General features: G+C 31.5%; 14 protein-coding genes and 1 tRNA gene. 11 read left to right on the forward strand and 4 right to left on the reverse strand.

What is annotated here, in order from left to right; all coding sequences use genetic code 11:
* The first annotated feature begins 399 nt into the window (after window positions 1-399).
* Both ACSIGE_RS12940 and ACSIGE_RS12945 read left to right on the forward strand, forming a co-directional pair.
* On the forward strand, window positions 400-1,317 hold the full coding sequence (locus ACSIGE_RS12940) for an alpha/beta hydrolase (RefSeq protein WP_440880293.1): 918 nt from the start codon (window positions 400-402) through the stop codon (window positions 1,315-1,317).
* Between the two features lie 585 nt (window positions 1,318-1,902).
* Window positions 1,903-2,562, forward strand: coding sequence for a DinB family protein (locus ACSIGE_RS12945; RefSeq protein ID WP_440880294.1), 660 nt, complete (start codon window positions 1,903-1,905; stop codon window positions 2,560-2,562).
* An 849-nt stretch (window positions 2,563-3,411) separates the two neighbouring features.
* On the opposite strand, the gene ACSIGE_RS12950 is transcribed toward ACSIGE_RS12945, so the two are convergent.
* From ACSIGE_RS12950 to ACSIGE_RS12960, 3 genes are all read right to left on the reverse strand, one after another.
* Window positions 3,412-3,485: transfer RNA gene (locus ACSIGE_RS12950), tRNA-Arg, on the reverse strand.
* A gap of 44 nt (window positions 3,486-3,529) precedes the next feature.
* Entirely contained in the window at window positions 3,530-3,757 is a 228-nt protein-coding gene (locus ACSIGE_RS12955) for a putative signal transducing protein (RefSeq protein ID WP_440880295.1), read from the reverse strand.
* Window positions 3,758-3,767: 10 nt separating this feature from the next.
* Window positions 3,768-3,920: an SsrA-binding protein gene (locus ACSIGE_RS12960; protein ID WP_440880296.1), complete on the reverse strand. Its 153-nt coding sequence runs from the start codon at window positions 3,918-3,920 to the stop codon at window positions 3,768-3,770.
* 788 nt (window positions 3,921-4,708) lie between these two features.
* Here ACSIGE_RS12960 and ACSIGE_RS12965 point away from each other — a divergent pair.
* A complete protein-coding gene (locus ACSIGE_RS12965) occupies window positions 4,709-5,650 on the forward strand; it encodes a calcium/sodium antiporter (protein WP_440880297.1) in 942 nt (313 codons plus the stop codon).
* A 77-nt stretch (window positions 5,651-5,727) separates the two neighbouring features.
* On the opposite strand, the gene ACSIGE_RS12970 is transcribed toward ACSIGE_RS12965, so the two are convergent.
* The gene (locus ACSIGE_RS12970) at window positions 5,728-6,750 is read right to left on the reverse strand and encodes a glutamine synthetase beta-grasp domain-containing protein (protein ID WP_440880298.1); all 1,023 of its coding nucleotides are present in this window, start codon (window positions 6,748-6,750) and stop codon (window positions 5,728-5,730) included.
* Between the two features lie 191 nt (window positions 6,751-6,941).
* Between ACSIGE_RS12970 and ACSIGE_RS12975 the strand changes: the two genes are divergently transcribed.
* From ACSIGE_RS12975 to ACSIGE_RS13010, 8 genes are all read left to right on the forward strand, one after another.
* On the forward strand, window positions 6,942-9,125 hold the full coding sequence (locus ACSIGE_RS12975; RefSeq protein WP_440880299.1) for a glutamine synthetase III family protein: 2,184 nt from the start codon (window positions 6,942-6,944) through the stop codon (window positions 9,123-9,125).
* 791 nt (window positions 9,126-9,916) lie between these two features.
* The gene (locus ACSIGE_RS12980) at window positions 9,917-11,098 is read left to right on the forward strand and encodes an AIR synthase related protein (RefSeq protein ID WP_440880300.1); all 1,182 of its coding nucleotides are present in this window, start codon (window positions 9,917-9,919) and stop codon (window positions 11,096-11,098) included.
* Between the two features lie 650 nt (window positions 11,099-11,748).
* The gene (locus ACSIGE_RS12985) at window positions 11,749-12,909 is read left to right on the forward strand and encodes a hypothetical protein (RefSeq protein ID WP_440880301.1); all 1,161 of its coding nucleotides are present in this window, start codon (window positions 11,749-11,751) and stop codon (window positions 12,907-12,909) included.
* A 100-nt stretch (window positions 12,910-13,009) separates the two neighbouring features.
* On the forward strand, window positions 13,010-17,077 hold the full coding sequence (locus ACSIGE_RS12990) for a hypothetical protein (protein ID WP_440880302.1): 4,068 nt from the start codon (window positions 13,010-13,012) through the stop codon (window positions 17,075-17,077).
* A 5-nt stretch (window positions 17,078-17,082) separates the two neighbouring features.
* Window positions 17,083-21,414, forward strand: coding sequence for a DUF6443 domain-containing protein (locus ACSIGE_RS12995; RefSeq protein WP_440880303.1), 4,332 nt, complete (start codon window positions 17,083-17,085; stop codon window positions 21,412-21,414).
* Window positions 21,414-21,884 (forward strand): hypothetical protein, encoded by a 471-nt coding sequence (locus ACSIGE_RS13000; RefSeq protein WP_440880304.1) that lies wholly within the window; start codon window positions 21,414-21,416, stop codon window positions 21,882-21,884. The genes ACSIGE_RS12995 and ACSIGE_RS13000 overlap by 1 nt, the downstream gene beginning before the upstream one ends.
* A 415-nt stretch (window positions 21,885-22,299) precedes the next feature.
* On the forward strand, window positions 22,300-22,656 hold the full coding sequence (locus ACSIGE_RS13005; RefSeq protein ID WP_440880305.1) for a hypothetical protein: 357 nt from the start codon (window positions 22,300-22,302) through the stop codon (window positions 22,654-22,656).
* A 340-nt stretch (window positions 22,657-22,996) separates the two neighbouring features.
* On the forward strand, window positions 22,997-25,393 hold the full coding sequence (locus tag ACSIGE_RS13010) for an AAA family ATPase (RefSeq protein WP_440880306.1): 2,397 nt from the start codon (window positions 22,997-22,999) through the stop codon (window positions 25,391-25,393).
* Window positions 25,394-25,761 lie beyond the last annotated feature (368 nt).

The raw sequence follows: 25,761 nt of genomic DNA on the forward strand, positions 1-25,761 counted from the left end.
AACATTGTTTACAATAAATAGCGGTTTTAGTACCAAAATATAAATGTAAAACCAAGGCTTTTTAAAAAAAGAAGAAGTTTATGTGTAAAAATTAATTGCTGTTCACACGCGAGATTTTTAGCAATAGCCTAAAATTCGAAAATTATACGCTTTGATACCAAATACTATAATTGATTAATTTAGTGGTTTTTCAATAAAAATAACTTATACCAAAGTATTCTTTATAATTCCGTCACCAACAGAAAACTTTGAGTAGGATATAGATTAGGCTAAGTTAAAACCTTAAGAATATAGCATACTATCATAATAAAATCATAAAAAAGATAAGTCTGTAACAAAAGTTACAATTACCAACATAGAAATAGCGTTTCTTTAGCTAAAATTTAAAAAATAAATAGCATGAAAGAACTTTGGAACTTTTTTTCAAGAGAGGAAACAGACTATCAGTACAGCCCAACACTTTGGACAAAACGTTTACCAAAGGAGGAATTACTTCCTACGCATATTGATAGTACAACAAATAGCAGTAATCAATATAGGGAAGCCATGGGTAATCAGCTTCAAACAGTGCCTTTCGGGAAAGGTGAATATGCTGGTCAGATGGATGTTTTTCGTCCAAATAATCTTCCTGAAAACGCCCCAATTGTTATCTACATCCATGGCGGATGGTGGCAATGGTTTTCAAAGGAACAATTTTCCTTTTTAGCAGCACCTTTCAATAAAAAAGGAATGGCGGTATATATGCCAGGGTATCGTTTGGCACAAGATTGGGAAAATGATGGGCCCATAGAGTCTATCGTTGCTCAAATGGAAGCTGCAGTAGCAGCCATACTGCAAGAGGCCTGTGATAAGAATTCGCCAGCAGTATACCTTATAGGGCACTCAGCAGGAGGGCATTTAGTATCGATGCTGCACCAAACTGATTGGAGTACCTACAATGTACCCAAAGAGGCACAGAATAAAATAAAAGCTGTTTTTTCTTTAGCAGGAGTGTTTGATCTTCGTTTTTTGCTTAACAGTTACGTCAATGATGTAATTAAAATGTCTATTCAATCGGCTGAGAAAATGAGTCCCCAATTACGAGAGAGGAATATAAACTCATTGTGTCCAATTCATTTAGTCTTGCCAGAATTTGATACTGCCGAGTTTTTTAGGCAAACAAAAGAATATCAACAAAAACTATTGCAAGAAGAACAGATCTGTCATTTACACGTGGCTCATAATAAAGATCACCTGAGTATCATAGAAGACCTAGAAAATGATCAGGACGAACTTTTCAATTACCTATTTCAGCACATGGAGAAAAGTAGGCAATAATAGCGTCAAAACTTAGATCACACTCATGGTCGGAACGTAATGCGTACCACTCTTTTGAAAGAATACAATTAGAAAACGTTTTGTAATTTAAAAATACAATTAAAAAAAATAAGCAGGAAGCCCTATAAAGCTTCCTGTTTTTTGCACCATAGTATCCTTGTAAAAGTGTTTTCTGAAATACAAAAAATATGAGTGAAAAAGTGCTTAAAAAAAATGAATAAAATTACACTCAGAAACAGTTGAAATACAATCTGAATTGATTACTTGACGCATTGGTATGTGTTTGTTTACAAGTATTCAATGTTAGTAACAAAATTGAATTGCGTTTATAAAGTATTTCCTATAATTAGATTCTTGTTATTTGGCTACATTTGTTAAGAAGAAAGCTATGTAAAAGTTAGATGCCTTACTAAATGATATTAAGCTTAAACATTGTAGTTTAGATAGATATATGAATTTTTTTCCTGATTGTTAGTAGAGAATGTAAAATAGTACATAAAAATGGAAAGCATAAAAGGAGCGAGAAAATCATACCATAGCTAATAAAGCAAAAATGATTAGCTAAAATTTTGAAATTTAATTATTATGAAAAATAATACAACAACCAGTCGAAGAAATTTTATAAAGAAAAGTACATTATTTGCTGTGGGAGCAGGAAGTACAATTGCTTTTCCAACACCTACTTTTGGAAATCACAAATCAGATTCAGAGAAAATTAATGTGATAGGGCCCAAAGAAGGGTATAGTTCACAAATAGGGACATTAGTTTCTATGATGAACTGGATGCGAAATACAATTTTAATGCCTGTAAAGGGAATGTCTGTTGAAGATTTAGATTTCTTAATAGATGATAAAGCAAATTCTATTGGAGCAATGCTTTGGCATTTAGCAGCAACAGAAAGGTTTTACCAAATTCACACATTCGAGGGGAAAAAATGGGGGGATTGGAGTTTGAAAGATAAGAAAGAATGGGAAATTGCATCTGGCCTAGGAGATAAAGCTCGACAAAAAATAAAAGGGAATAGTTTGGATTTTTATCTCGAAAAATTAGAGAATACAAGAAAAAATACACTTCAAGAATTTGCAAAACGCGATGATAATTGGTTAATGAAAGTTGATGAAGATTGGTTTTGGGGACCAACGAATAATTATTGTAAATGGTTTCACGTTTGCGAACATGAATCAAATCACAATGGACAATTTAAGTTTATAAAGAGTAGATTGCCATCAAGTAAGGAGGAATAAAATCTGTTTTTTTAAAAATCGTACTGAATAGGAGTACCGTAATTAAAGTAATTGATCATTTTAAATAAAGAGTCTCCTGGTGTTTCTATGGTAAAATAAAACAATACAAAAGTTGAAATCTTAGACTTGAGAAACTAGATAAAAAGTCTTAAAATAACCTGCTATTTTTAATAAAAAAAACCCGCTCAAAAAACTGAGCGGGAAAATTGCTATGAAAAAGAACTCAAGACGTCTCTTGAGTTTTGTAAAGTTACTGTATTTTTTGCTAACAAAATGCAACTAATTTCCTAAAGGAGCTTTTTTTTAGCTTTTAAGGTAAAAATTACTATAAAATTATATCATTTATAAGGTTATTGATTGAAAAAGAGAGAGGTATTGCTTTAAATAAGTAGCATAATAACGATTAATGGTTATAACAAGAGGTTTAATTTATTATAAGTAATTACTTTACTGTCTTAATATCATTTTAAATAGTGTATGCGTTAACAAACGCATTTAAAATAAAAGGTGTCGGAATTTAGTTTTTTAGATTCAGGTTAATTAAAATAATTTAAAATTTGTTGCCTTAGTTTTTTATTTAGCAAATCCCTTTGCTGAATAGATTCTAAATATGAGTTTTTTCTTTCTGTTTTTTTAGGTTAATACTCTGAAAAATGCACATAAAAATGATGATAATTAAAATGTAGAGGTAGTCGGAATTAGCTTGTTTAGATATATTCGCTATTTAATAAAAAAACTAAATGAAAAATTAGCAGTAAAGCGCTGGATTGAAGGGAATGTCAATATTTCTCACATACCTATTTTATAAAATAATAAAAGCTTCTCAATAAATTTATTGAGAAGCTTTTGTGACCTCGGCAGGATTCAAACCTGCAACCTCTTGAGCCGTAATCAAGTGCACTATTCAGTTATGCTACGAGGCCATTTTGCGGGTGCAAATATATAAATATATTTCAATTATTGAAGACTAATTTTCAATTTCTTTTTTAAAATTTTCAATAATTTTTTTAGCATTCTCTAAATCAGTATTTAATATGTGCAACTCAACAGAATCACCAGTAGTACCAAAACCAGCAAGCCTTGCCGATTCTTTTTCATCTTTAACAATGAACCTACTTTTGTTTTTTTCTAAAAGTGTGGCTAGGCGATTTACTAAAATGCCCGAACCAGTGTATACTCTAATATATTCTTCCATAATAATGATTTTATTTTAATGAATTTATAGTGACAAAAGCCCTCCATCCAATAATAGCTAGTTGAAGTTTTGAAGCTGAAGAAATGTCCAACTGTTTTTTTGTAAAGGAAGGCAGTAGAATTTTATTTAATTTGGCTAGTAATTTAAATGTGGTTGTTTTCATTTGGTGAATTTGATATAGTTCAAAAATAGTCAAAATAACTTTAGAATAGGCGGGTTTATCATCTCTTATGTATAGATTAACAGCCCTTCCTAAATTGAAGCTTTTCTAAAATGAATAAAATATTCTTCAGAGTTGTTACTGTTTTAAAAACAGTGTTTTATGTTTTGTTATATGGATGTATTTCTAGATAAAGGTACCCAAAAGAATCGTTTAAAACATACTGTTTTTGCAGAGTATTATATTTATTTTGATATTTTCAATAATATGTTCTCTAACAAAAAATACTGTTAAACAAATCATTTAAATATGGACTCTTTATAAAAAGACAAGCTAGACTACAAATCGATTTTTAATTCTAAAAAAGATAGCTTATTAAATTGATAATAGCTATAATTAATCTTAAGGTAATGTGAATCATAGGATTGGTTGGTTTTAAAGTAAGTTGTTCTTAATCATTGTGTTAATTCTTGTAAAGATAAGGTAAAGCCGACAGTCTGTACAAATGAAATTGAAAGTATTTTTTAAATGACATCCATAAGTGCAGTTAAATTGATGATGACCGCTTTATTAAGTTTATTATGTGTTTTTTGAGATGGATTGTGTTATTTGATCAGTACTTTTTTTAATTGTTTAACCAAATAAGAAAAACATTATTTTTCGAAATTCCATCCTATGGTATTTTTTAGCTAAGTAAGTACTAAAAATAGTTAGCTAATTGGAGTAGGATTTTACACAATTAAGAAAATCTTATACGTTTCAAAAACCCTATCTTCGCAAAAAAATATTCAATGAGCATTGTATATATTGTCATAGGTTTAACGCTGTTAGTTTTTGGAGGAAATTGGCTTTTAAAAGCTGCCGTAGGTCTTTCATTAAAATTGAACATACCGAAAATTGTAATTGGAATGACTGTTGTTTCTTTTGCTACTTCAGCACCTGAATTAATAGTAAGTATTAAGTCAGCCTTAGAAGGAGCTACCGGATTGGCTGTTGGAAATGTAATTGGTTCTAATATAGCAAATTTGGCATTGGTATTGGCGATAACAGTTATTCTATCGCCCATTCAAGTGGAAAAGAGTTTTTATACAACAGATTGGCCTATAATGATGATTGCTTCAGCAATGCTGTATTTTTTTATAGCTTACGATCATACAATTCAAACCTACGAAGGTGTAATTTTATTTATAACATTACTACTTTTTCTTATTTATTTATTACGTTTTCAGAAACAAGCAGTAGTAGACGAAATGCCTGAGGATGATGAGGCGTTACCAGTGCCCAAGATTATTTTCTTTTTAATTATTGGTGGATTCGGCTTATGGGGAGGCTCAGAACTTCTCATCAATGGATCCGTTACTTTAGCAAAAAGTTTGGCAGTAAGTGATGCTGTCATTGGCGTAACCATAGTTTCTGTGGGAACAAGTATTCCGGAGTTGGCTGCTTCTATTGTTGCTGTGCTTAAAAAAGAAAAAGCGATATCGTTAGGTAATTTGATCGGTTCTAACGTATTTAACATTTTAGCAGTATTGGGAATTACTTCTATTATTACACCTGTTTATGTGAAAAAAGAAGCAGTTAGTTTAATCAACCACGATATTTTTTGGATGTTAGCTATCTCATTCGTCATACTTCCACTAGTTTTTATTCCTAAAAGTAAAAAACTTAGTTGGAGGGATGGTTTGTTGTTGTTAGGAGCCTACGCTACTTTTATTTATTTAACCATTGTTTAGGAGTCAAAAAGTATCGTTAAAATATAGTTATAAAAAAACCGCTGATTTCAGCGGTTTTTTTGTTTGTATAAATAGTGTTATGCTTTAACTTCAATGTTAGCACTTTTCACAGTGTCAACAATTCTTCCAGCTACTTTATAAGGGTCTGCATTAGATGCAGGTCTTCGGTCTTCTAACCAACCTTTCCAACCTTTTTCAACAGTAATAATTGGAATACGGATAGAAGCTCCACGGTCAGAAATACCGTAGCTAAAATCATTAATAGAGGCTGTTTCGTGAAGTCCTGTTAAACGTTGATCGTTATATTCACCATAAACAGCAATATGTTCTTTTGTTACCGGACGAAAAGCTTCGCAAACCTTTTCATACACTTCTTGGCTACCGCAGGTTCTTAGTAAAGTGTTAGAGAAGTTTGCATGCATACCAGAACCGTTCCAGTCTCCTTTAACTGGTTTTGGATGGTACTCAATATAATATCCGTACTTTTCAGTTAATCGATCAAGTAAATAACGAGCTACCCATATTTCATCACCTGCTTTTTTGGCACCTTTAGCAAACAATTGAAATTCCCACTGACCAGAAGCAACTTCTTGATTAATTCCCTCGAAGTTTAATCCTGCAGCAATACACAAGTTAGCATGTTCTTCTACAAAATCTCTTCCGTGTGTGTTTTTACCACCCACAGAGCAATAATACATTCCTTGCGGACCAGGATAACCACCAATAGGGAAACCTAGCGGAAGTTGTGTGTGAGTATCCATGATAAAGTACTCTTGTTCAAAACCGAACCAGAAATCGTTATCATTGTCATCAATCTTTGCACGGGCATTTGTTGGATGCGGAGTTCCGTCAGCCTTCAAAACTTCGGTCATTACCAAAAAACCATTTTCACGAGCTGGGTCAGGATAAATAGCAACTGGCTTCAATAAACAGTCTGAGTCACCACCTTCTGCTTGTTTTGTTGAAGAGCCGTCAAAAGACCAAACAGGGCAGTCTTCTAATTTCCCACTAAAATCTGCGACAACTTTAGTTTTACTTCTCATGTTTTGAGTTGGATAGTAACCGTCTAGCCAAATGTACTCTAATTTTGATCTACTCATTGATTTTACTTTTTGTACTATAAAATATTGTTGTTGTGTTGTTAAGTGCAAAAATCAGTATTTTTTGTAATACCCCCAAATTTTTAGGGGTTGATTTTTAAAAATAAGTAAATTTTTTAATTGACCCTTGTTTTTTTGGGGGTGTAATTTAATATTTGTTATTTTTGATGTCTTAATATTAAGATTTTGTTATGTCGGTAAGTCGTTTTAGTGCTCTGAAAGAGGTTTTAAATAGAAAAGTTATCCCGGTTGAAGATAAAAAGAGAAGATCAGAGTTGTTTGGTGAGAATGTTTTTAATGAAAGGGCCATGCGTCAACACATGACAAAAGAAGCTTATCAAAGTGTAATGGATGCTATTGAATATGGTATTAAAATCGATAGAAAGATAGCAGATCAAATTGCCGTTAGTATGAAAGAATGGGCGCTTGCAAAAGGAGCAACCCACTATACACATTGGTTTCAGCCTTTAACAGGGGCTACAGCCGAAAAGCACGACGCGTTTTTTGAAACTATTGAAGGGGGAGGAGCAATGGAGCGTTTTGATGGAAGTCAATTGGTGCAACAAGAGCCCGATGCTTCTTCATTTCCTCATGGAGGAATACGAAATACTTTTGAAGCGAGAGGGTATACGGCCTGGGATCCTACCTCTCCTGCATTTATATACGGTACCACATTATGCATACCTACTGTTTTTGTAGCGTATACAGGTGAAGCATTAGATAATAAAGCGCCTTTGCTAAGGGCTCTTCAGGCAGTTGATGAGGCGGCAACGGCTGTTTGTAAGTACTTTGATAAGAATGTTACCAAGGTAAATGCCACCCTGGGATGGGAGCAAGAGTATTTTTTGATTGATAAAGCGTTGGCGGCTACAAGACCTGATATTATGATGACTGGTAGAACGCTTTTGGGGCATGCTTCTGCGAAGGGACAACAGTTAGATGATCATTATTTTGGAACCATTCCTTCAAGGATCATGAACTTTATGCGTGACTTAGAGCAAGAGTGTATGTTACTTGGAATACCGGTAAAAACACGTCATAATGAAGTAGCTCCGAATCAGTTTGAATTGGCTCCTATTCATGAAGAAGCAAATTTAGCGGTAGACCATAATTCGTTATTAATGGATGTAATGGAAAAGGTTTCACAACGCCATAATTTTAAAGTGTTGTTTCATGAGAAGCCGTTTGCAGGAATAAATGGCTCAGGGAAGCATAATAATTGGAGTTTGTCAACCAATACAGGAGTTAATTTATTAAGTCCAGGAAAAACCCCTATGAAAAATTTACAATTTTTAACCTTTTTTGTAAATACAATTAAAGCGGTTTGCGAATACGAGGAATTAATAAGAGCTTCTGTGGCCAGTGCAAGTAATGATCATAGGCTTGGTGCAAATGAAGCGCCTCCAGCAATTGTATCCGTATTTATTGGGTCTCAATTATCCAGTGTATTAGATGAGCTGGAAAATGTAACGAAAGGAAAGTTGTCTCCTCAGGAAAAAACGGACCTAAAGCTTAATATCGTTGGTAAAATTCCTGAAATTCTACTAGATAATACGGACAGAAATAGAACTTCTGCTTTTGCTTTTACGGGAAATAAATTTGAATTGAGAGCGGTTGGATCACGATCTAATTGTGCGGGGCCTATGACCGTGTTAAATACTATAATTGCGAAACAACTTAAAGACTTTAAAAATGAGGTTGATGAATTGGTTGATGGTAAGAAGTTAAAAAAGGACGAGGCAATATTTAATGTTTTAAGAGAGTATATCAAGGCTTCTAAAAAAATTAGATTTGAAGGAGATGGTTATGGGGAAGCATGGGAGAAGGAAGCCAACAAGCGGGGGTTAAGCAATAATAAAACAACTCCAGATGCTTTAAAGGCTCAGGTTTCTAAAAAAGCGATTTCATTGTTTGAAGAAATGAAAGTTATGAATAAGGTAGAAGTACAGGCAAGACACGAAATTGAGTTGGAAGAGTATGTAAAACGAATTCAAATTGAGAGTCGTGTGTTAGCAGATGTAGCTCGTAATCATGTAATTCCAACAGCAATTCAGTACCAAAATACGCTAATTAAAAATGTTAGAGGGCTAAAGGAAATTTTTGAAAACGAGTACGAGTCGTTTGCTAAAGAGCAAATTACATTAATAAAAAAAATATCCAATCACATTGCTGAAATTAATTCTACCATTGAATTGATGACAGAAGAAAGAAAAAAAGCAAATAAGTTAAAAGGTCAAAAAAGTGCAGATACCTATACGCAGAAGGTAAAACCTTACTTTGAGATAATAAGATACCATGCTGATAAATTAGAGTTGTTGGTTGATGATAATCTATGGCCTTTAACCAAATACCGTGAGCTTTTATTTATGCGCTAGTTAATTTAGGGCAAGTTTTTATGTTTACGTAGTTTACAAGGTAAAAAACATAAAAAAAACTTATCAAGTTTTAATTCTTGATAAGTTTGAGTGAAAACCAGCCAAATGTAATCCATTTGCTTTTATTATTTCAAATGTAGGTTGCATGAATGGAAGCGTTGTTTTGATTTTCGTCAATTTGTTTCAGTTTTTATTAAAGAGTTTCTTAAAAACGACAAGTAGTTGCTTTTTTTAAACGGTTAAATTATTTAAAAAAATAAGACAAGAATAATTGATTAGTTGAGTTAAAAAAAACTCCGATGAAGGAGTTTATTTCTATTTTAAAATAGCGTGTTATATACATTTTTGGAATGTATAAATATTTGAGATTCCCGTAACAAATATTACTTAAATTTAAATCAAAAAATACACAAAAGAAACTAGTAAAAACAGGTAAAAGTAACTAGGTGTTTTTGCTAGGTTTTAGCAAGGGTAAACACTTAGTTAAAAAAATGAAACCCACTCAAAAAAATGAGTGGGAAAATTGCTATGAAAAAGAAAGTCTTAAGACGTCTCTTAAGACGAGTGCAAATATCAAGAAGAAGAAGAAGTCAAACAATAGGTAGAATTACTAATTGATGCTCAGTGTAAAGCTGGTTTAGGTTAGGGTAATTGAGGGGTGTCTTTTGTTAAGTTATTTAAAGTCAGTGGTTTTTTTATGGTGGGTGCGATTTTTCTCTTAAATAATAAAGAGTATTCTCTTTGAAAGTTTCATGTTTTAAATTAATTTCGCGCAAACAAAACAACAACACATGAGTCAAGAAGTATCGAAAAGATATGCACAACGTGGCGTTTCTGCGTCAAAAGAAGATGTGCATAAAGCAATTCAGAATATCGATAAAGGATTATTCCCAAAAGCATTCTGTAAAATTGTTCCTGATTATCTTTCCAATGATGAAGAGTACTGTTTAATTATGCATGCTGATGGTGCGGGTACCAAAAGTTCATTGGCGTACATGTATTGGAAGGAGACTGGAGATATTTCAGTATGGAAAGGTATTGCTCAGGATGCATTGATAATGAATATAGATGATCTATTGTGTGTAGGAGCCACTGATAACATTATGCTATCTTCTACCATTGGTAGAAATAAAAACTTAATACCTGGAGAGGTGATTGCTGCTATTATTAATGGCACAGAAGAGTTGATAGAAGAGCTAAAGGAGTTCGGAGTAACTATTCATTCAACTGGAGGTGAAACGGCAGATGTGGGTGATTTGGTAAGAACAATCATTGTAGATTCAACGGTTACTGCTCGAATGAAGAGGGAAAAGGTGATTGATAATGCGAATATACAGCCAGGAGATGTTATTGTAGGATTGGCTTCTTTTGGACAGGCAGCTTATGAAAAAACATATAATGGGGGTATGGGAAGTAATGGTTTAACTTCTGCACGTCATGATGTTTTTCATAAATACTTAGCAGAAAAATACCCAGAAAGTTATGATGCATCGGTGCCTTCGGATTTAGTATACGCAGGAAATATAAAACTTACAGATGCGGTTGCAAATGCACCCATTGATGCAGGAAAATTGGTGTTATCTCCGACAAGAACGTATGCGCCAATTATTAAAAAGATTTTAGCAAGTTACACATCGGATAAGATTCATGGAATGATTCACTGTTCGGGAGGAGCACAAACAAAAGTTTTACATTTTACAGAAAAGAACCATGTGATTAAAGACAATATGTTTGATGTTCCGCCACTTTTTAAATTGATCCAAGAACAATCAAAAACAGATTGGAAAGAAATGTATCAAGTTTTTAACTGTGGGCATAGAATGGAGTTGTACGTATCGCCTGAAATAGCGGAAGATATTGTGGCTATTTCTAAATCTTTTAACGTAGAAGCTCAAATTATAGGAAGAGTGGAAGCATCTGACACCAAAAAGTTAACTATCAAAAGCAATTACGGTACTTTCGAGTATTCGTAAAAGAAATGAATTTCATATATAAAAGAAGAGATCCTTTAGAAAGGATCTCTTCTTTTATATATGAAATAACTGAATGAAGTAACTGAATGAAATTTGAAAAAGGATTGTTGAAAAGAATGAAAAAGTGAAGGGGTGGGTGTTGTGGAAAAGAAAAAATGTTAGTGAGTACTAAGAATACCATTTGCAATTTGAAATTATCGAAACAGATTGTTCTTTTTTTACTATTTCAACACCAAAATAAATAATAAAAAAAGCAATTTTTTTGCACTTAAATAAAAACAGAAGTTCTCTTATTTTTATATGTTTTTCTGTGTTAACTATATAAAAAACATTGTGCTGATTTATCGTTTCTAAAAGATGAAAAATAAATCATGGTTTAAGAATTTTTATAGGTGAATTTTTTGTAGAGTTGTTTGCTTAGTTTGTGTTAATATATATAGGGTAATTACAAAGCTCTCAAAAAAACAGTTTAGTTGTTTTAAACAAATAATTGGTATTTAGTGTGTTAAAAATATTTTTATATTTGCGCTCGGATATAGATGGATGTTTGCCATAAAAATATAAATCACCATACCATAGTTAAAATCGTTATGAACACTGTTTCCCTAAAATGGTTTTACTAGGGGGTAAAAATATCAAAAATAAAATAGATGAAAACAACAATGAAAATTGCTGCCATTGCTATGATGGGAATATTTTTAAATTTAAATGCTCAAAGTCATCATTTCGAAATAACAAAAAGATCGTCATACTTTCAGAATGATTCACCAAATCAAGTGGCATATATAGATTTTGGAGACGTTCAATTTTGGGGATATATGGAAGTAACTCTTACAGGCTCATGGAATCATCAAAATACTATTGGTAAATACACTAAGAGATATGAAATTGGTAAGAATGTCGGTAGACTATATCGAGCTACAAGCGAGGTTCCCACCTCTTTTGGCCTAGTTTCCAGTCAATGGAAATTAGGAGAAGCTGTATTAAATGATCATAATCACTTGGTAATACCTATTTACCATTTGGTAAGTACTGGTAATAAAATAACCATTAATATTAAAGGTGTTTCTACTTCAAGTTTTAATACAGAACAGGTCAAAATTACAGACCCTACTACAATAAATAATTCTGAAAAAAGAGATTATATAACTTTAAAAAATCAAATGAGTGTTTTAGGAAAAGTAGGTGTTGGCATAGTAGAACCTCATGAACAATTACATGTCGATGGTAATGGAATTTTCCAAAATTACTCGCCTTTATTGAAACTTAGAAGAAATACAGATACTGGCGGATTTATTCAAGGAATACAAACTCAGTTTAAAGATGGAACTCCAAACTTTTATTTTGGTAATTTACATTCAGAACAATGGATTATATCTAAAGGCGAGTACAATGGATCAAGATTATTAACGGTCAAAAGTAATGGTAACGCTGCTTTAAACGGTAAGTTTGAGGCAAAAGAAATAAAGGTAACAACTTCGCCAACTGCCGATTTCGTTTTTGAAGAGGACTATAAATTACCAACTTTAAAATCAATCGAAAAGCATATAAAAGAAAAAAAGCATTTACCAGATATTGCATCCGCAAAGGAAATGGAGAAAACAGGCGTTAATGTTGGGGACTTTCAAATTCAATTGTTGCAAAAAATTGAGGAGTTGACATTATATACCATTGCGCAAGAGAGAGAAATTAAAGAGTTAAAAAAAGGAAATTCAAAGATTGATAAACAACAAAAAGAGATCAATGCTCAGAAAAAAGAGATTGATGAATTAAAAGCGTTAGTTCAGAAATTATTAAAAGAGAAAAACTAAGCGTTTAAGCTTAAACAAAGTACAACCTTTATTAAAAAAGAGTTTGTGTAAAATAATAGATAAATGAAAATTAATTGCTAAATAAACATATTCAAACTATATGAAAAAATCAAAGTGCAATATTAAGGTGTTTAAAATAAAGTGTATAATTCAATTTATTTGGATGATTTTCTTTTTTAAGAATGCTTTTTCGCAAAGTAAATTATCAAAATTTTCTTCTGATCATTTTTACGATAATGCGGTACAAAAAATAACTTCACCAGATGCAAGTGCATTTCATGAATCAAAAATAAGTTCTTTAAATGGCGCTAGCGGTAGAGCTAGTATTAATGTACCTTTATATCAAATTAATCAAGGAGGGGTAACAATTCCAATTCAGTTAAATTATATTAGTTCAGGAGTTAAGGTCAATTCTTTGGCTTCAAATGTAGGTTTAAATTGGTCATTGGATGCAGGCGGTTCAATTACAAAGGTAATAAAAGGATTTGAAGATTTTTCTATGGTTTTTGCAGATGCTTTTCGAGATAAGTTTCCAGATGAACCAGCAATTACAAATGAATGTGGCGATACGCAATTATGTCAGTTTGAAAGAAAATTAAAATATGACGATTTTGATAGAGCAAAAGAAACTTTGCGTGGCTCAACTATAAAGTCAATAGGTTGGTTAGTAGGGGGGAAGGATCAGTCAATACAAGATTTTTTTGGTTATGAAAAGAATAGTAAAGATACCATTGTTACAAAAGATTTATTTAAACGTTTGGTTACAAAACAAGACCCATATCCAGATTTGTTTCTTGTCAATGCACCTGGTCTAAACACAAAGTTTACACATAAAAAAGATAAAACACCATTTGAAATAGATTATCAGGGAAATCAAATAGTTACTTCTATAGGAAAAAGTAATGTAATTCCTTTTTTAGATGTTTTTGAAAATACGAATATGCCTGCTATAATTCAAAAATTTCATGGAAGTAAGCCCAGAGCTATTACATGTATTAATAATATCGAGATTACCAGCAATAACGGAATTAAATATGGTTTTAGTGTGTTAGATGCTAATCAATATGTTACAAGAGGAGCTTCACGACAAGAATTATCTGATGGTGACGCTCATGTAAGTTCTCAAGAAATTACAACATATCATTTAAGTTATATAAAAGATAACAATGGCGATAAAATAGAATTTAAATACCAAGCATATCAAACGGCGCCAAGAATGTATAGTAAGTCTCAAAATTATGAGATTACAACGAATGAAAAATTTTATCCGTTAGGTTTACCTAATATAACAGAGGTGTTTTATCCGCAGTTACATCGTTTAACTAAAATTAAATTTAAAAATGGGGTGGTTGATTTTATATACTCACACAAACGAAAAGATGTAATTGGAGATAGAGCATTAACAAATGTTATTGTTAAAAATAACTCAAGAAGATTAATTAAAAAGTATACATTGAATTATGACTATTTTGTTGCAAATACAAATAATTGTAATAAACCAGAATGTTTACGATTAAAACTTAAAACTGTACAAGAGGAAAATATTTTTGGAGAAACGTTACCTCCTTATCAATTCTTTTACGATGAAACAAGACTGCCTGAATTTGGGGCGACTACAGTAGATTATTTAGGGTATGCAAATGGCATTAAAGATTCTTATGAAAATGACAAACACCCTTCAGTTTATATGGAGCCACCCACTTTATACTTTAGTTACAATAAAAAAAGATTTAGTTTTTCTCCTTTTAAAATATTTGATGATTCATATAAAACCAAAGGAAGAGATATTTCTTCCAACCTAAAATATACAAAAGCAGGTACTTTAGTGAGAATTAAAAAACCTACAGGAGCAAATCAATATTTTACGTATGAATTAAATACTTTTTCAACACCTACAGTTAAAAATATTTCAGCTGCTGGTTTGCGTTTGAAAAAACAACGTATTGAAGACGAAAAAAAGCATGTTAAACTATTGGAAGAGTATTTTTACGAAGATGAAAAAGGGTACTCTTCAGGTGTTATCAATAATTTACCGCTTTTTGGAGACATAAGGGTGACCCATGATTTTGCAAATAATTCCAGATTTGATGTACAAAATGGTATTAAACAGGGTAAGTTAGATATTCGGGTTTACTCTTCTTCTAAAAATCAAGTAAAATTAGCTGATGGAAATAATATAATTTATTCAAGAGTAATAGTGAAAAATGGCATCAATAATGGAGTCACTGAAAAAGAGTTTTCAACGGCTAATGAGTTTCCTGTTGAAGAGCCCGAATTACAGGATTATTTTGGAGGAGAGATATTTGATAAAGAAATAAAACGTTCTTTTGAAAATGGAGCTCATTTTTCTTTTTTAAATAATAATGATGTGAAATTAGGAAAATTAACCAAAAAAACAATAAGAGATGCTGAGGGTAAAATAGTTAAAAAAGAAACACATAATTATACCTATCAATTGTTTGATGCGATGAACCAAACAGTAGAAATGTCCAAGTCGCAAATTGTTCCTGTGTCGGGCCCTCGTGATTTTAAATTGAAATTTTTTCCGAAAATATTTTCCCATAGAAACTTAAAAACGGTAAGTGAAAGTAAAACGCATTATACAGATGGAGTAATAGATAGTAAAACAGAGATGGTTTATGATCCTTTGTATCCTTTTGTAAAGAAGCGTAAAACACAAATAGCGAAAGAAGAAACGTTGGTTGTTAAAAATTACTATCCAAATGATGTAATAAATAGTGGTTCAATTGGACATGAATTACTTAGTAATGAAGCATTGAATGCTATAAATCTTTTAAAACAAAAAAGACGTTTAGGTACCGCTGTACAAACGGAAAGCTATAGAGACGATCATTTACTAAGCACTCAACGGATAAATTTCAAAAACTGGGGTAGTGGAATTATAGCGCCAAGAAATGTAAAGATATCTAAGGAAAATAATGCTTTAGAGACAGGCGTAAAGCAAACATTTGATACCAATGGAAACTTGGTTGAAATTGCAAAAAACAAAGGAGTTCCCGTATGCTATATTTATGGTTATAATAACAGTTTTCCTGTAGCTAAGGTAGAAGGGGCTAGATTGGAAGATATTCCAGAAACGTATATAACTGAAATAAAAAATGCATCTAATAGAGATTACGATAGAACGTTGGATACGAAAAATAAGCAAGGAGTTGTAACCTCTTACGTAGGCTATGAAGGACAATTAAGAAAAGCATTGAATAAATTGTATAGCTTAAGCTCTTTGGCAAAAGCAGTAATAACAGTTTACACTTATGACCCGTTAATTGGTATAACAAGTACTACAGATACTAGAAAACGTACTACTTATTATGATTATGATACATTTAATCGATTACAATATGTTAAAAATCAAGAAGGAGAGGTATTAACACAATATTGTTACAATTACAAAGGAGAGAAAAAGGAATGTAATAAGGAAAATAATAGTTCAGGAAATGAAGTGAATAGCGATCCTAAGAATACAACAGATGAGGTGTCTGTAAGTATAGGAAACCTTAAAGAATACATGATTCCTTACCCTGCAAACAGATATGCGCCAAAATACTTTTGGAAACCTGAAGATATGTCGAGCGTATTAGCTTTTGATATTGTAAAAGATCAATTAATAAGCTATAATAATCTATTTTACACACCAACAATGATATCACGTCATGAAGGTGATATCATACCCGGTTCTATAGATGATCTCAATCGAAATTTTTATACATTAAATGATTATTTTCAAAAAGGTTATTTTCAAATTCTAAGAAAAGGTTATTCTTTTGCCTTGAACAATATAGAAAATTTAAAAAATATACCTGATTGTTATTACGTAAATGAAAAAATAAGAAAATGTAACTCTTTGCCCAATCAAAATAATTCTGAAGAAAATTTGAAATACAATTGGTACATTATTTCAGAAGGAAAACGTTATTCTTTGGCAAAAACCCTGGTTATTAAAACAGTGTTTTTTGTGCCAGCATGTTTGGATAATAAATTAGGAAAAGTTGTCTGTGAAATTTATAGAGATGATATAAGCACATCAAGTCCATATCAGACTATTGTATCACATGAAATATTATTTAAATCAGGTTTTAGAAAGAATGATAATAACAATTGGTGTCGTTTTAACATACCAATAGAAGAACTTCAAAAAAATAACTAAAAACTATGAAAAAAGTAATTTTATTAATAGCTATTGCATTGATTAATAGTTTTTCAATTTTAGCACAATTTAATAGTTTACCTCAAGCGATACCTGTTAAGCCTTTAGAATCAGTAGGTTTAGATGTTGCTTACAGGTTTGATATAGAAGGACCAATTACGGTATATGCATCTAAAATTGCTACTTATAAACTAGTAACGAGTATTAAAAATGTTGATTCGGTTGAATGGGCTGTTTTTGGAGGAGACATTATTAAAGAAACAAAGGATGAGATAACAGTTAAATGGACAGGCATTGAGTATATTATTGATCCAGTAACAGGGAATCCCTCGGTATTTGGTACTTCAAATTTAGCCTATGTGGAATGTTCAATTAAGGTATCTTCACCCACCCCTAATAGTCTCCAAATGCCTTTTCCATATAAGCATCTTCGTGTAAAATTTGATGAAGATTATGTACCTGTTGAAAAGCCTAAAAAACCTTTTATTAAAGCTCAATCTTGTGATAAAGCCATTATTCAAAAGCTAGCAGAACCCAATGATATAAAATGGTATTGGCAGGGAATGAATCCTTTGGGTACTGATACCTCTAATTCGAGCACAACTTTTGAAGCAAAAGTTTCAGGAACTTATTATTTAAGAGCGATGAGAAGTAATGGCGTATTTAGTGAAGAATCAAGTTCTGTTGATATTTTATTAACTGGTTGCGAAAAATATACTTCTGATGATGAAAATTATATTCATAAGATAGATTATCAGAGAGGGTATCAAGAAGAAGAGCTGACTAATTCAACTAATGAAAAGGTAGAAAGTATTACTTACTTTGATGCATTGGGTAGGGCTAAACAGATTGTAGGTGTAGGACAAAGTCCAAAGGGTAAAGATATAGTTTCGCATATAACATATGATGCAATGGGAAGGCAGGTAAAGGAATACTTACCTTATACATCTACTCAAGATAATGGAGCTTATAATAACGATCCAGAAAAATCGATTATTGAAACGTATACAGCTAAATTTTCGGAAGATATTAAAAAAAGTAACCCAAATCCATTCTCAGAAAAAAGGTATGAAAAATCGCCTTTAAATAGAGTGTTGCAGCAAGCTGCTCCTGGTTATGATTGGCGTATGGGGGGAGGTCATGAAATTGATTTCGAGTACCAACCTAACAAGGAAGAAGATCAGGTTAGGGAGTTTTCAGTAAGTATAAATAGTAATGGTAAACCTGTTTTAAATCAAGAAATTATAAAGTTCACTGAAGGCCAATTGTATAAAGTGATCACCAAAGATGAAAATCACAATGGAACAGCTAATAAGTTACATACCACTGAAGAGTTTAAGAATAAACAAGGTCAGGTAGTTTTAAAGCGCACCTATGCAAAAATAGATGGAGCCGAAGTGGCTCACGATACGTACTATGTTTATGATGATTATGGTAACCTAACATACGTTTTACCTCCTAAAGTAAATACCTCTAGTACTATTTCAATGGATCAACTGTCTGAGTTATGTTATCAATATATTTACGACCATAGAAATCGCTTGATAGAAAAGAAAATTCCTGGTAAAGGGAAGGAATATATCGTTTATGATGCCTTAGACAGACCTGTGTTAACTCAGGATGCTATGCAACGATCGTTAAGGCAATGGATGTTTACCAAATATGATGTGTTGGGAAGAGCTATTTATACTGGAATTTATACCCATGCAAGTGTATTGAGTCAACAAAAAATGCAGCATTATTTTAACGAAGAAAATTTACAAAATAGCACCGCTGATGATAGTAAAATGTATGAAAAAGAAAGTTCGACTGAAGCTTTACACTATACAAATACAAACTTTCCAAATGTAAATATTGAAGTGCTAACGGTAAATTATTATGATAACTATTCTTTTGATAAAGTAGAGGCACTATCAAGTATTACTGCTTTCGGAATAGCCAATACACAAAATGTTAGAAGTTTAGCTACTGGTTCAAAAGTAAAGGTATTAGGTACTGATAAATGGATTACCACTGTTTCTTATTACGATGAAAAAGCAAGGCCTATATATGTTTACAGTTATAATGATTATCTTGAAACTACTGATATTGTTGAAAGCCAATTGGATTTTGTAGGTAAAATAGTAAAAACCAGAACAACGCATATCAAAAAAGGAAAAGAGGCGCTAGTAACTATTGATAAATTTACTTATGATCATGTAGGTAGGTTGTTGTCTCAAAGCCAGTGTTTAGGGAATGCTAGTTTAACCGATTGTACTGCTGATGCGAAGGCATCAAATAGTGTTTTCCAAGCACCTATGGTACTAACGAATCACCGAGTTATATCAGATAAAAACTCCATAACATTGAAACAAGGATTTAGTGTAAAAGCAGCTATAGGTAAATCGGTTAGTTTTGTAATAGCCAAAGGGAGTGCTAATAGCATTATTAATAATACTTACGATGAATTAGGGCAGTTAAAAACGAAAGAAGTTGGGGGTGGATTGCAAAAAGTAGACTATGCTTATAATGTTAGAGGATGGCTAAAAAAGATCAATGCAGATACTCATAATGACAATGATTTATTTAACTTTACCATTAAGTATAATGATATTGATCAGGTGAACAAGCGTTTATATAACGGAAATATTGCACAAACAAACTGGGCTACTGCAAGTGTAAATGACACGCAGAGCCCCGTTAGCAATTCTTATACCTATAGCTATGATGCTTTAAACAGAATTACCACAGCTTTAGGAAGCAACACCTCAAATTACAATGTTTCAGGGATTACGTATGATAAAAACGGAAATATTTTAACACTTAATAGAAATGGTTGGCAAAATAAAGAAAGTTTTGCTAATATGGACCGATTAAAATATACCTACAATGAAAATAATACAGGAAATAAACTTATTAAAGTAGAAGAACTTTCTGGTGGAAATAAAACTTTTGGTTTCAAAGAAGGTAGTAATTCAGGAAATGATTTTGTTTATGATGACAATGGTAACATGATTAAAGATTTAAACAAAGGGATATCCAATATTACTTACAATCACTTAAACTTACCAACAAGGGTTACCATTAACGGCAAGCACATTGATTATGTGTATGATGCCAGTGGTGTTAAGCTTAGAAAAAAAGTAGAAAATACCACCACAGATTACGCTGGTAATTATGTGTATAAAAACAATACTTTAGAGTTCTTTAACCATCCTGAAGGTTATGTAACCAAAGACAATACAGGCTTTAAGTATGTGTATCAATACAAAGACCATTTAGGAAACGTTCGATTGTCTTATACTGATAATAACGGAGACGGCGTAATTTCAGCTAATACGGAAATCGTTGAGGAAAGTAATTACTATCCTTTTGGACTTAAACACAAAGGATACAATAACAACGTCTCATCCCTTGGGAATAGTACTGCGCAGAAGTTCAAATACAATGGTATTGAGTTAGAAGAATCGTTAGGGCTGAATTTGTATGAAATGGATTTAAGAAGCTATGATCCTGCTATTGGACGTTTTAACGGTATTGATCCTGTTACACATCATTCACAAGGAACAAGTGTTGCTTTTGATAATAATCCTGTTTATTTTGCTGACCCAAGTGGGGCAGATTCTATTTATAATTCTGATACAGGACAATATGTAATAAATGGGAAAGTTGTTACATTTGATGAAGCTCTTGCCTACGCTAAAAATGGAGGAAATGCTGATGGGAGTAATAATAATAAACCTGATAGTATTGCTAATGATAATAAAGAAGAAGCCCAAGCAATAGCAAATGATCTTAATAGAATATTTAAGGATAAGTTTGGACAAACACCTTTCTCTATTGAAAAATCTACAAGACTAGAATATAAATGGACTTTTTCACATTATTTCTTAGGAGGAGATCCAGAATATATAAAAGTAGAAACTTATAAAATTGTTGGAAGTATGGGGTTTGATTGGGATCAGCATTATTACGTAAGAATGTTGAAGGATATCATTGATGCTCATTCAGATATAGTAGTTGATATTGTTCCTGATAAATCAGATTATGATGGAGCTACAGGACATGGGTTAATGGTTGATTATTATGGAGGTCATACAGAATCACATCAATTAGTTATTTTATCTGATCTTTTAAAAATTTATTCAGGTAACTCTAGTCATTCAGTAGGAGGTGTAGCATTACATGAATTGTTAAGACATATACACCCAGAAGGAGATATCGATAATTCTGTAAATAGTATGAGAAAATATTTTAATCTAAAAAAAGGAAAAGAACATCACGGAGTTAGAGTAAAAAGTAATTATGGGATAAAACGTGATAGAAAAAAATTAGAAGAATTAAAAAATAGAAGATAATGGAGAACAGGATGTTTAGATTTACTATTTGTTTATTTTTTTTAGTAGTGAGTTATTCTTGTAAAGAGAATAAAAATATATCAAGTGATTTGTTTAATACGGACAACCTTAAAATAAAGATAAATTCTGTTTACGATTTAGATAATCAAGGTTTTATTCCTGAGAAGGGTAACATCTCTATTCTTAGCAAGAAAAATAAAGATACTATCATTAAACTTGAAGTAAATTTTGACCTTAAATGTTTAAATTCCAAAATATGGAAAGTAAAACTTAACTCTAATGACCGAATAGATATTGGAAATTTTCTACTTAAATATGATGTTCATTTACTAGGGCCATCTGGGTATTTTAATGATGAGGCTTATCAGGTACTTGCTATAAATTTTAAGACTAATAAACTTTTTGTTTGTACCGTTAGTAACGAAGAAGGAGGTTTTTATTTGACCATCAAGTATTATATACCCCGCTGATTGACATTTAGCGAAAGCGTAATGGCAATTAGTTAAAGGAAGTTTAAATAGAAAACGGTAGTATAAAAGCCATTTATTCACGAGAATTCTATTTTTAAAATCGGAGTTCATCAATTCACTTTGTTCGGGTGCAATGGCAAGTACTATATTAAAATAATAAAGATAAAGCCACGTTATAAGAGATTATAGCGTGGTTTTTTGCTCTTCAATATATTTTTTACAACATTAATTATTGCGACACCAACGCTTAAAGAATCTTAGTAAAGATGTTTTTTAATATCCAAGACTTAGCAACCGAATTATAAATAAAAAGTTGGTTCCATACTTTAAAAATGAAGAAAACCTTATTATATAATTGCGGTAAGTAACATGAACATATTATATTTTTGATCTATTTTTAAGAAAAAAGAATTAGATGCAAATACAGCCTACAGAACATCAGGTTCAATTAGTAAAAGATTTGATTAAGATAAAAAAAGAGATTTGGAAATCAGACTCAAGAGAAGAAATTATTAGCTTAGGGCAAAAGGCAATTGATCTATCAAAAGTAGTTATTCCAAAAACTTTTGTTCATTTTGATGGAAGAGAAATGATAAATTACAAAGGAAAAGAAAGTTGTATTGAAATAATAAACTATGATATTGCAGATATTGGTAAAGGTAGTTATAGTAATTTGGAAGCCGAACAAGATGCTCTTATTTTATCATTACACTTATTAATAGGATCGTTTGTAAGTTCGGATGATTCGAAAATGATTGAAGGTTTAAAGTGATGAAGTTAAATTGAAAAAGACATCAAAAACACACTCAAAAACACTTTAATTAAGGTGTTTTTTTATGTTCAAGATTTAGCAACCGAATCATAAATAAAAAGTAGATTCTATACTTAAAAAAATGATAAAGTTATTTGAGATCATGGTAGTAAATATAATAAACGTTTATAGTCTTTTGTAAATGGTTGTAAACGTTTGTATTCGGATAAAAGAAGTCTTTAAACTGTTTAAATTGTTGGTTTTTTCAAGGTTTATTAATAATTTCACGATAAAGAAGAAATATACACAATTGTGTATATCCACTAGTTGTGGGTAATGTAACAAGAGTAATAAGAAGTAAATGATTACAAAGTTTAAAACGATAAATAATCTTGCCGTATTTCAAGATTTTGATTGGAATTCAACCATTCGAGATAAAGGCAACAACATTGTTCTCTTTAAACCAATCAACATTATTTATGGTCGAAATTATTCGGGGAAAACTACCCTTTCTCGTATTGTTAGAGCATTAGAAACTGGAAATTTATCCGAAAAGTATGAGAACCCTCAATTTGAAGTTAGTATCACAGATGTTGCAGATAGCACACCTAACAATTTAACTGGACACGGAAAAAAAATCAGAGTTTTTAACGACGATTTTGTAAAAGCTAATCTTCGTTTTATAGTAAACCCAGATGAAAGCATTGCTCCATTTGCTATAATTGGTGGTAATGCTACAATAGAATCTGAAATTAAGGAACTAAAAAGCAAACTAGGTAAAAATGAAAACATTGAGGAAGAAATCGAAGCAACAGGATTTTACCTTGAATTAAAAAATGTTTCTGCAACGGCTAGAAATGCGCAGCTAGCATTGGAAAAAGCAAGTAAATCTTTAAACGACCAATTAAGTTATAAAGCAACTAACAATCCTAATGGAATAAAGTATAAGTCTGATAAGTATGGTGACCAAAACTATAATATTAACAAATTAAAAAAAGATATTGAAACTGTTGTAAAAGCCTCTTTTCAGCCTTTAACTGATGATGAAGTAGCCCAAAAACTTAATTTGCTTCGGGAGAGAACAAATCGAGATGTTCCAGAAATTTCAAAACCAAATTTAGAATTATCTACACTAAATTTAAAGGCAAAAGAACTTGTAACAAAGTCAATAAGTAGTTCTAATAAAATAGATCAGCTTCTAAAAGATGCTATTCTCAATCGTTGGGTTAAAGAAGGACGTCAACTGCACAAAGAAAAACTTGAACAATGTTCATTTTGCGGTAACGATATATCTCAGGAACGTTGGAAAGAGCTAGACAGTCATTTTGATGAAGAATCTGAAAAATTAGAAAAGGAAATTGACTCATTAATTACTAAGACGGAACATTCAATTCAAAATATTGACTCAGAGCTTCAAATAAACAAAAATGTGTTTTATTCAAAGTTTCATTCAGATTTGGACACTCTGATTATAAATAGGCAACAAACTATTAATTACATAAAAAATGAATTAAAAATTGTAAAAGAAAAACTTCAAGAACGTAAAGATGATTTACTTAATCCGAAAATATATAATGATATCACAGATTACAGTAAACAATTAGAAGATTGTTGGACAATGTTTGAAACTCTCAGAACGGAAGCAAACGAATACAGTAATTCTATAGGTACAGAAAAGGTAGAGGCGAAAAGATTATTACGATTAAGAGAAGTCAGTGACTTTAAAACAAACATTCATTATGATAATACAATAGCAGACATTCAATCTTTGAAAGAAACTTTTCATAGTGAAACACAAAATAAACAAGCTGTAGAAGAAAAAATCAAACAGCAAATTGCTCAAATTGAAGATAAAGAACGTTTGATACAGGATGAAGAAAAAGGAGCACTAAAAGTAAATGAGTATCTCAATAATTTTTTCGGTCATGACTTTCTATCATTAAAAGCTTTAGAGGAAACTGATGATTTTGGGGGTAAAAAAATAAAATTTGAAATTGTTCGAAATGGAATCAAAGCTCATCATTTGAGTGAGGGTGAAAGCAGTCTAATCGCTTTTTGTTATTTTATGGCAAAGCTTGAAGATGTCGAGACGAAAGGCAGTAAACCAATTATTTGGATTGATGACCCAATTTCAAGTTTGGATAGTAATCATATATTTTTCGTTTATAGTTTAATTAACGCTGAGATCATTTCAAAACAAGAATTTGAACAAATATTTATTTCTACGCACAGTCTTGATTTTCTAAAATACTTGAAAAGACTACCAAGTGCCTTAAATAAAAATCAGTGTAGCTATTTTTTAATCTCGAGGGCAAATGAAATTAGCAAGATCAATATAATGCCGAGATACTTAAAAGATTATGTAACAGAGTTTAACTTTCTTTTCCATCAAATTTACAGATGTTCGATTGTAGATGCTGAAGATGAAAATCAACACAATTTATATTATAACTTCGGAAATAACACACGAAAATTTTTAGAAGCTTTTCTATATTACAAATATCCAAATACTAATAGCGATATCGAAAAACTCACAAAGTTTTTTGGAAACAATAGACAAGCATCAACGATGACAGATAGAATCAATAATGAATTCTCGCATTTGGAAGGGCTGTTTGAAAGAAGTATGACACCTATAGATATTCCTGAAATGAAAAAAACAGCAAAATTCATTTTAGATAAAATCAAAGAAAAGGATGAAGAACAATATGACGCTTTATTACTAAGTGTTGGAATTGAAATGGAAAACGCAGTATAAAAAAACTACCCACAACAAAATTTATAGTGCATACCTCGCGGGATACGCACCATACACAAGCCGTTGCCATTCATATAGGAACACACTTAGAATCAAAAATAGATGATTAAAAAAATGCAGGAATTGTCTCTTTATTAATAGCATCTTATCTTACAATATACGCCCTCTTAAAAATACTAATCAAACCTACTCATTTATGGTTAGGTAGTAAAAAACTTTTTAGTGATAATTTTGAAACATTTACGATAGTTACATTGGTGTTTTACGGAGTATATCTTTTTATTATTTTCTTACTATTTAAATTTGGAATTAAATGGACAAAACTATTTAAAAGAACGGAACTAAATTAAAACTATATCACTGTATTT

Origin of the sequence: Tenacibaculum profundi, from assembly GCF_052050075.1 — a bacterium.
Classification (GTDB): domain Bacteria; phylum Bacteroidota; class Bacteroidia; order Flavobacteriales; family Flavobacteriaceae; genus Polaribacter.

Excerpts from the sequence above, each read along its gene's own strand:
- ACSIGE_RS12960 (WP_440880296.1), bottom strand. The coding sequence starts at position 3,920 with ATGAAAACAACCACATTTAAATTACTAGCCAAATTAAATAAAATTCTA.
- ACSIGE_RS12965 (WP_440880297.1), top strand. The coding sequence starts at position 4,709 with ATGAGCATTGTATATATTGTCATAGGTTTAACGCTGTTAGTTTTTGGA.
- ACSIGE_RS12955 (WP_440880295.1), bottom strand. The coding sequence starts at position 3,757 with ATGGAAGAATATATTAGAGTATACACTGGTTCGGGCATTTTAGTAAAT.
- ACSIGE_RS12980 (WP_440880300.1), top strand. The coding sequence starts at position 9,917 with ATGAGTCAAGAAGTATCGAAAAGATATGCACAACGTGGCGTTTCTGCG.
- ACSIGE_RS12945 (WP_440880294.1), top strand. The coding sequence starts at position 1,903 with ATGAAAAATAATACAACAACCAGTCGAAGAAATTTTATAAAGAAAAGT.
- ACSIGE_RS12995 (WP_440880303.1), top strand. The coding sequence starts at position 17,083 with ATGAAAAAAGTAATTTTATTAATAGCTATTGCATTGATTAATAGTTTT.
- ACSIGE_RS12940 (WP_440880293.1), top strand. The coding sequence starts at position 400 with ATGAAAGAACTTTGGAACTTTTTTTCAAGAGAGGAAACAGACTATCAG.
- ACSIGE_RS13005 (WP_440880305.1), top strand. The coding sequence starts at position 22,300 with ATGCAAATACAGCCTACAGAACATCAGGTTCAATTAGTAAAAGATTTG.
- ACSIGE_RS12975 (WP_440880299.1), top strand. The coding sequence starts at position 6,942 with ATGTCGGTAAGTCGTTTTAGTGCTCTGAAAGAGGTTTTAAATAGAAAA.
- ACSIGE_RS13000 (WP_440880304.1), top strand. The coding sequence starts at position 21,414 with ATGGAGAACAGGATGTTTAGATTTACTATTTGTTTATTTTTTTTAGTA.
- ACSIGE_RS12985 (WP_440880301.1), top strand. The coding sequence starts at position 11,749 with ATGAAAACAACAATGAAAATTGCTGCCATTGCTATGATGGGAATATTT.
- ACSIGE_RS13010 (WP_440880306.1), top strand. The coding sequence starts at position 22,997 with ATGATTACAAAGTTTAAAACGATAAATAATCTTGCCGTATTTCAAGAT.
- ACSIGE_RS12990 (WP_440880302.1), top strand. The coding sequence starts at position 13,010 with ATGAAAAAATCAAAGTGCAATATTAAGGTGTTTAAAATAAAGTGTATA.
- ACSIGE_RS12970 (WP_440880298.1), bottom strand. The coding sequence starts at position 6,750 with ATGAGTAGATCAAAATTAGAGTACATTTGGCTAGACGGTTACTATCCA.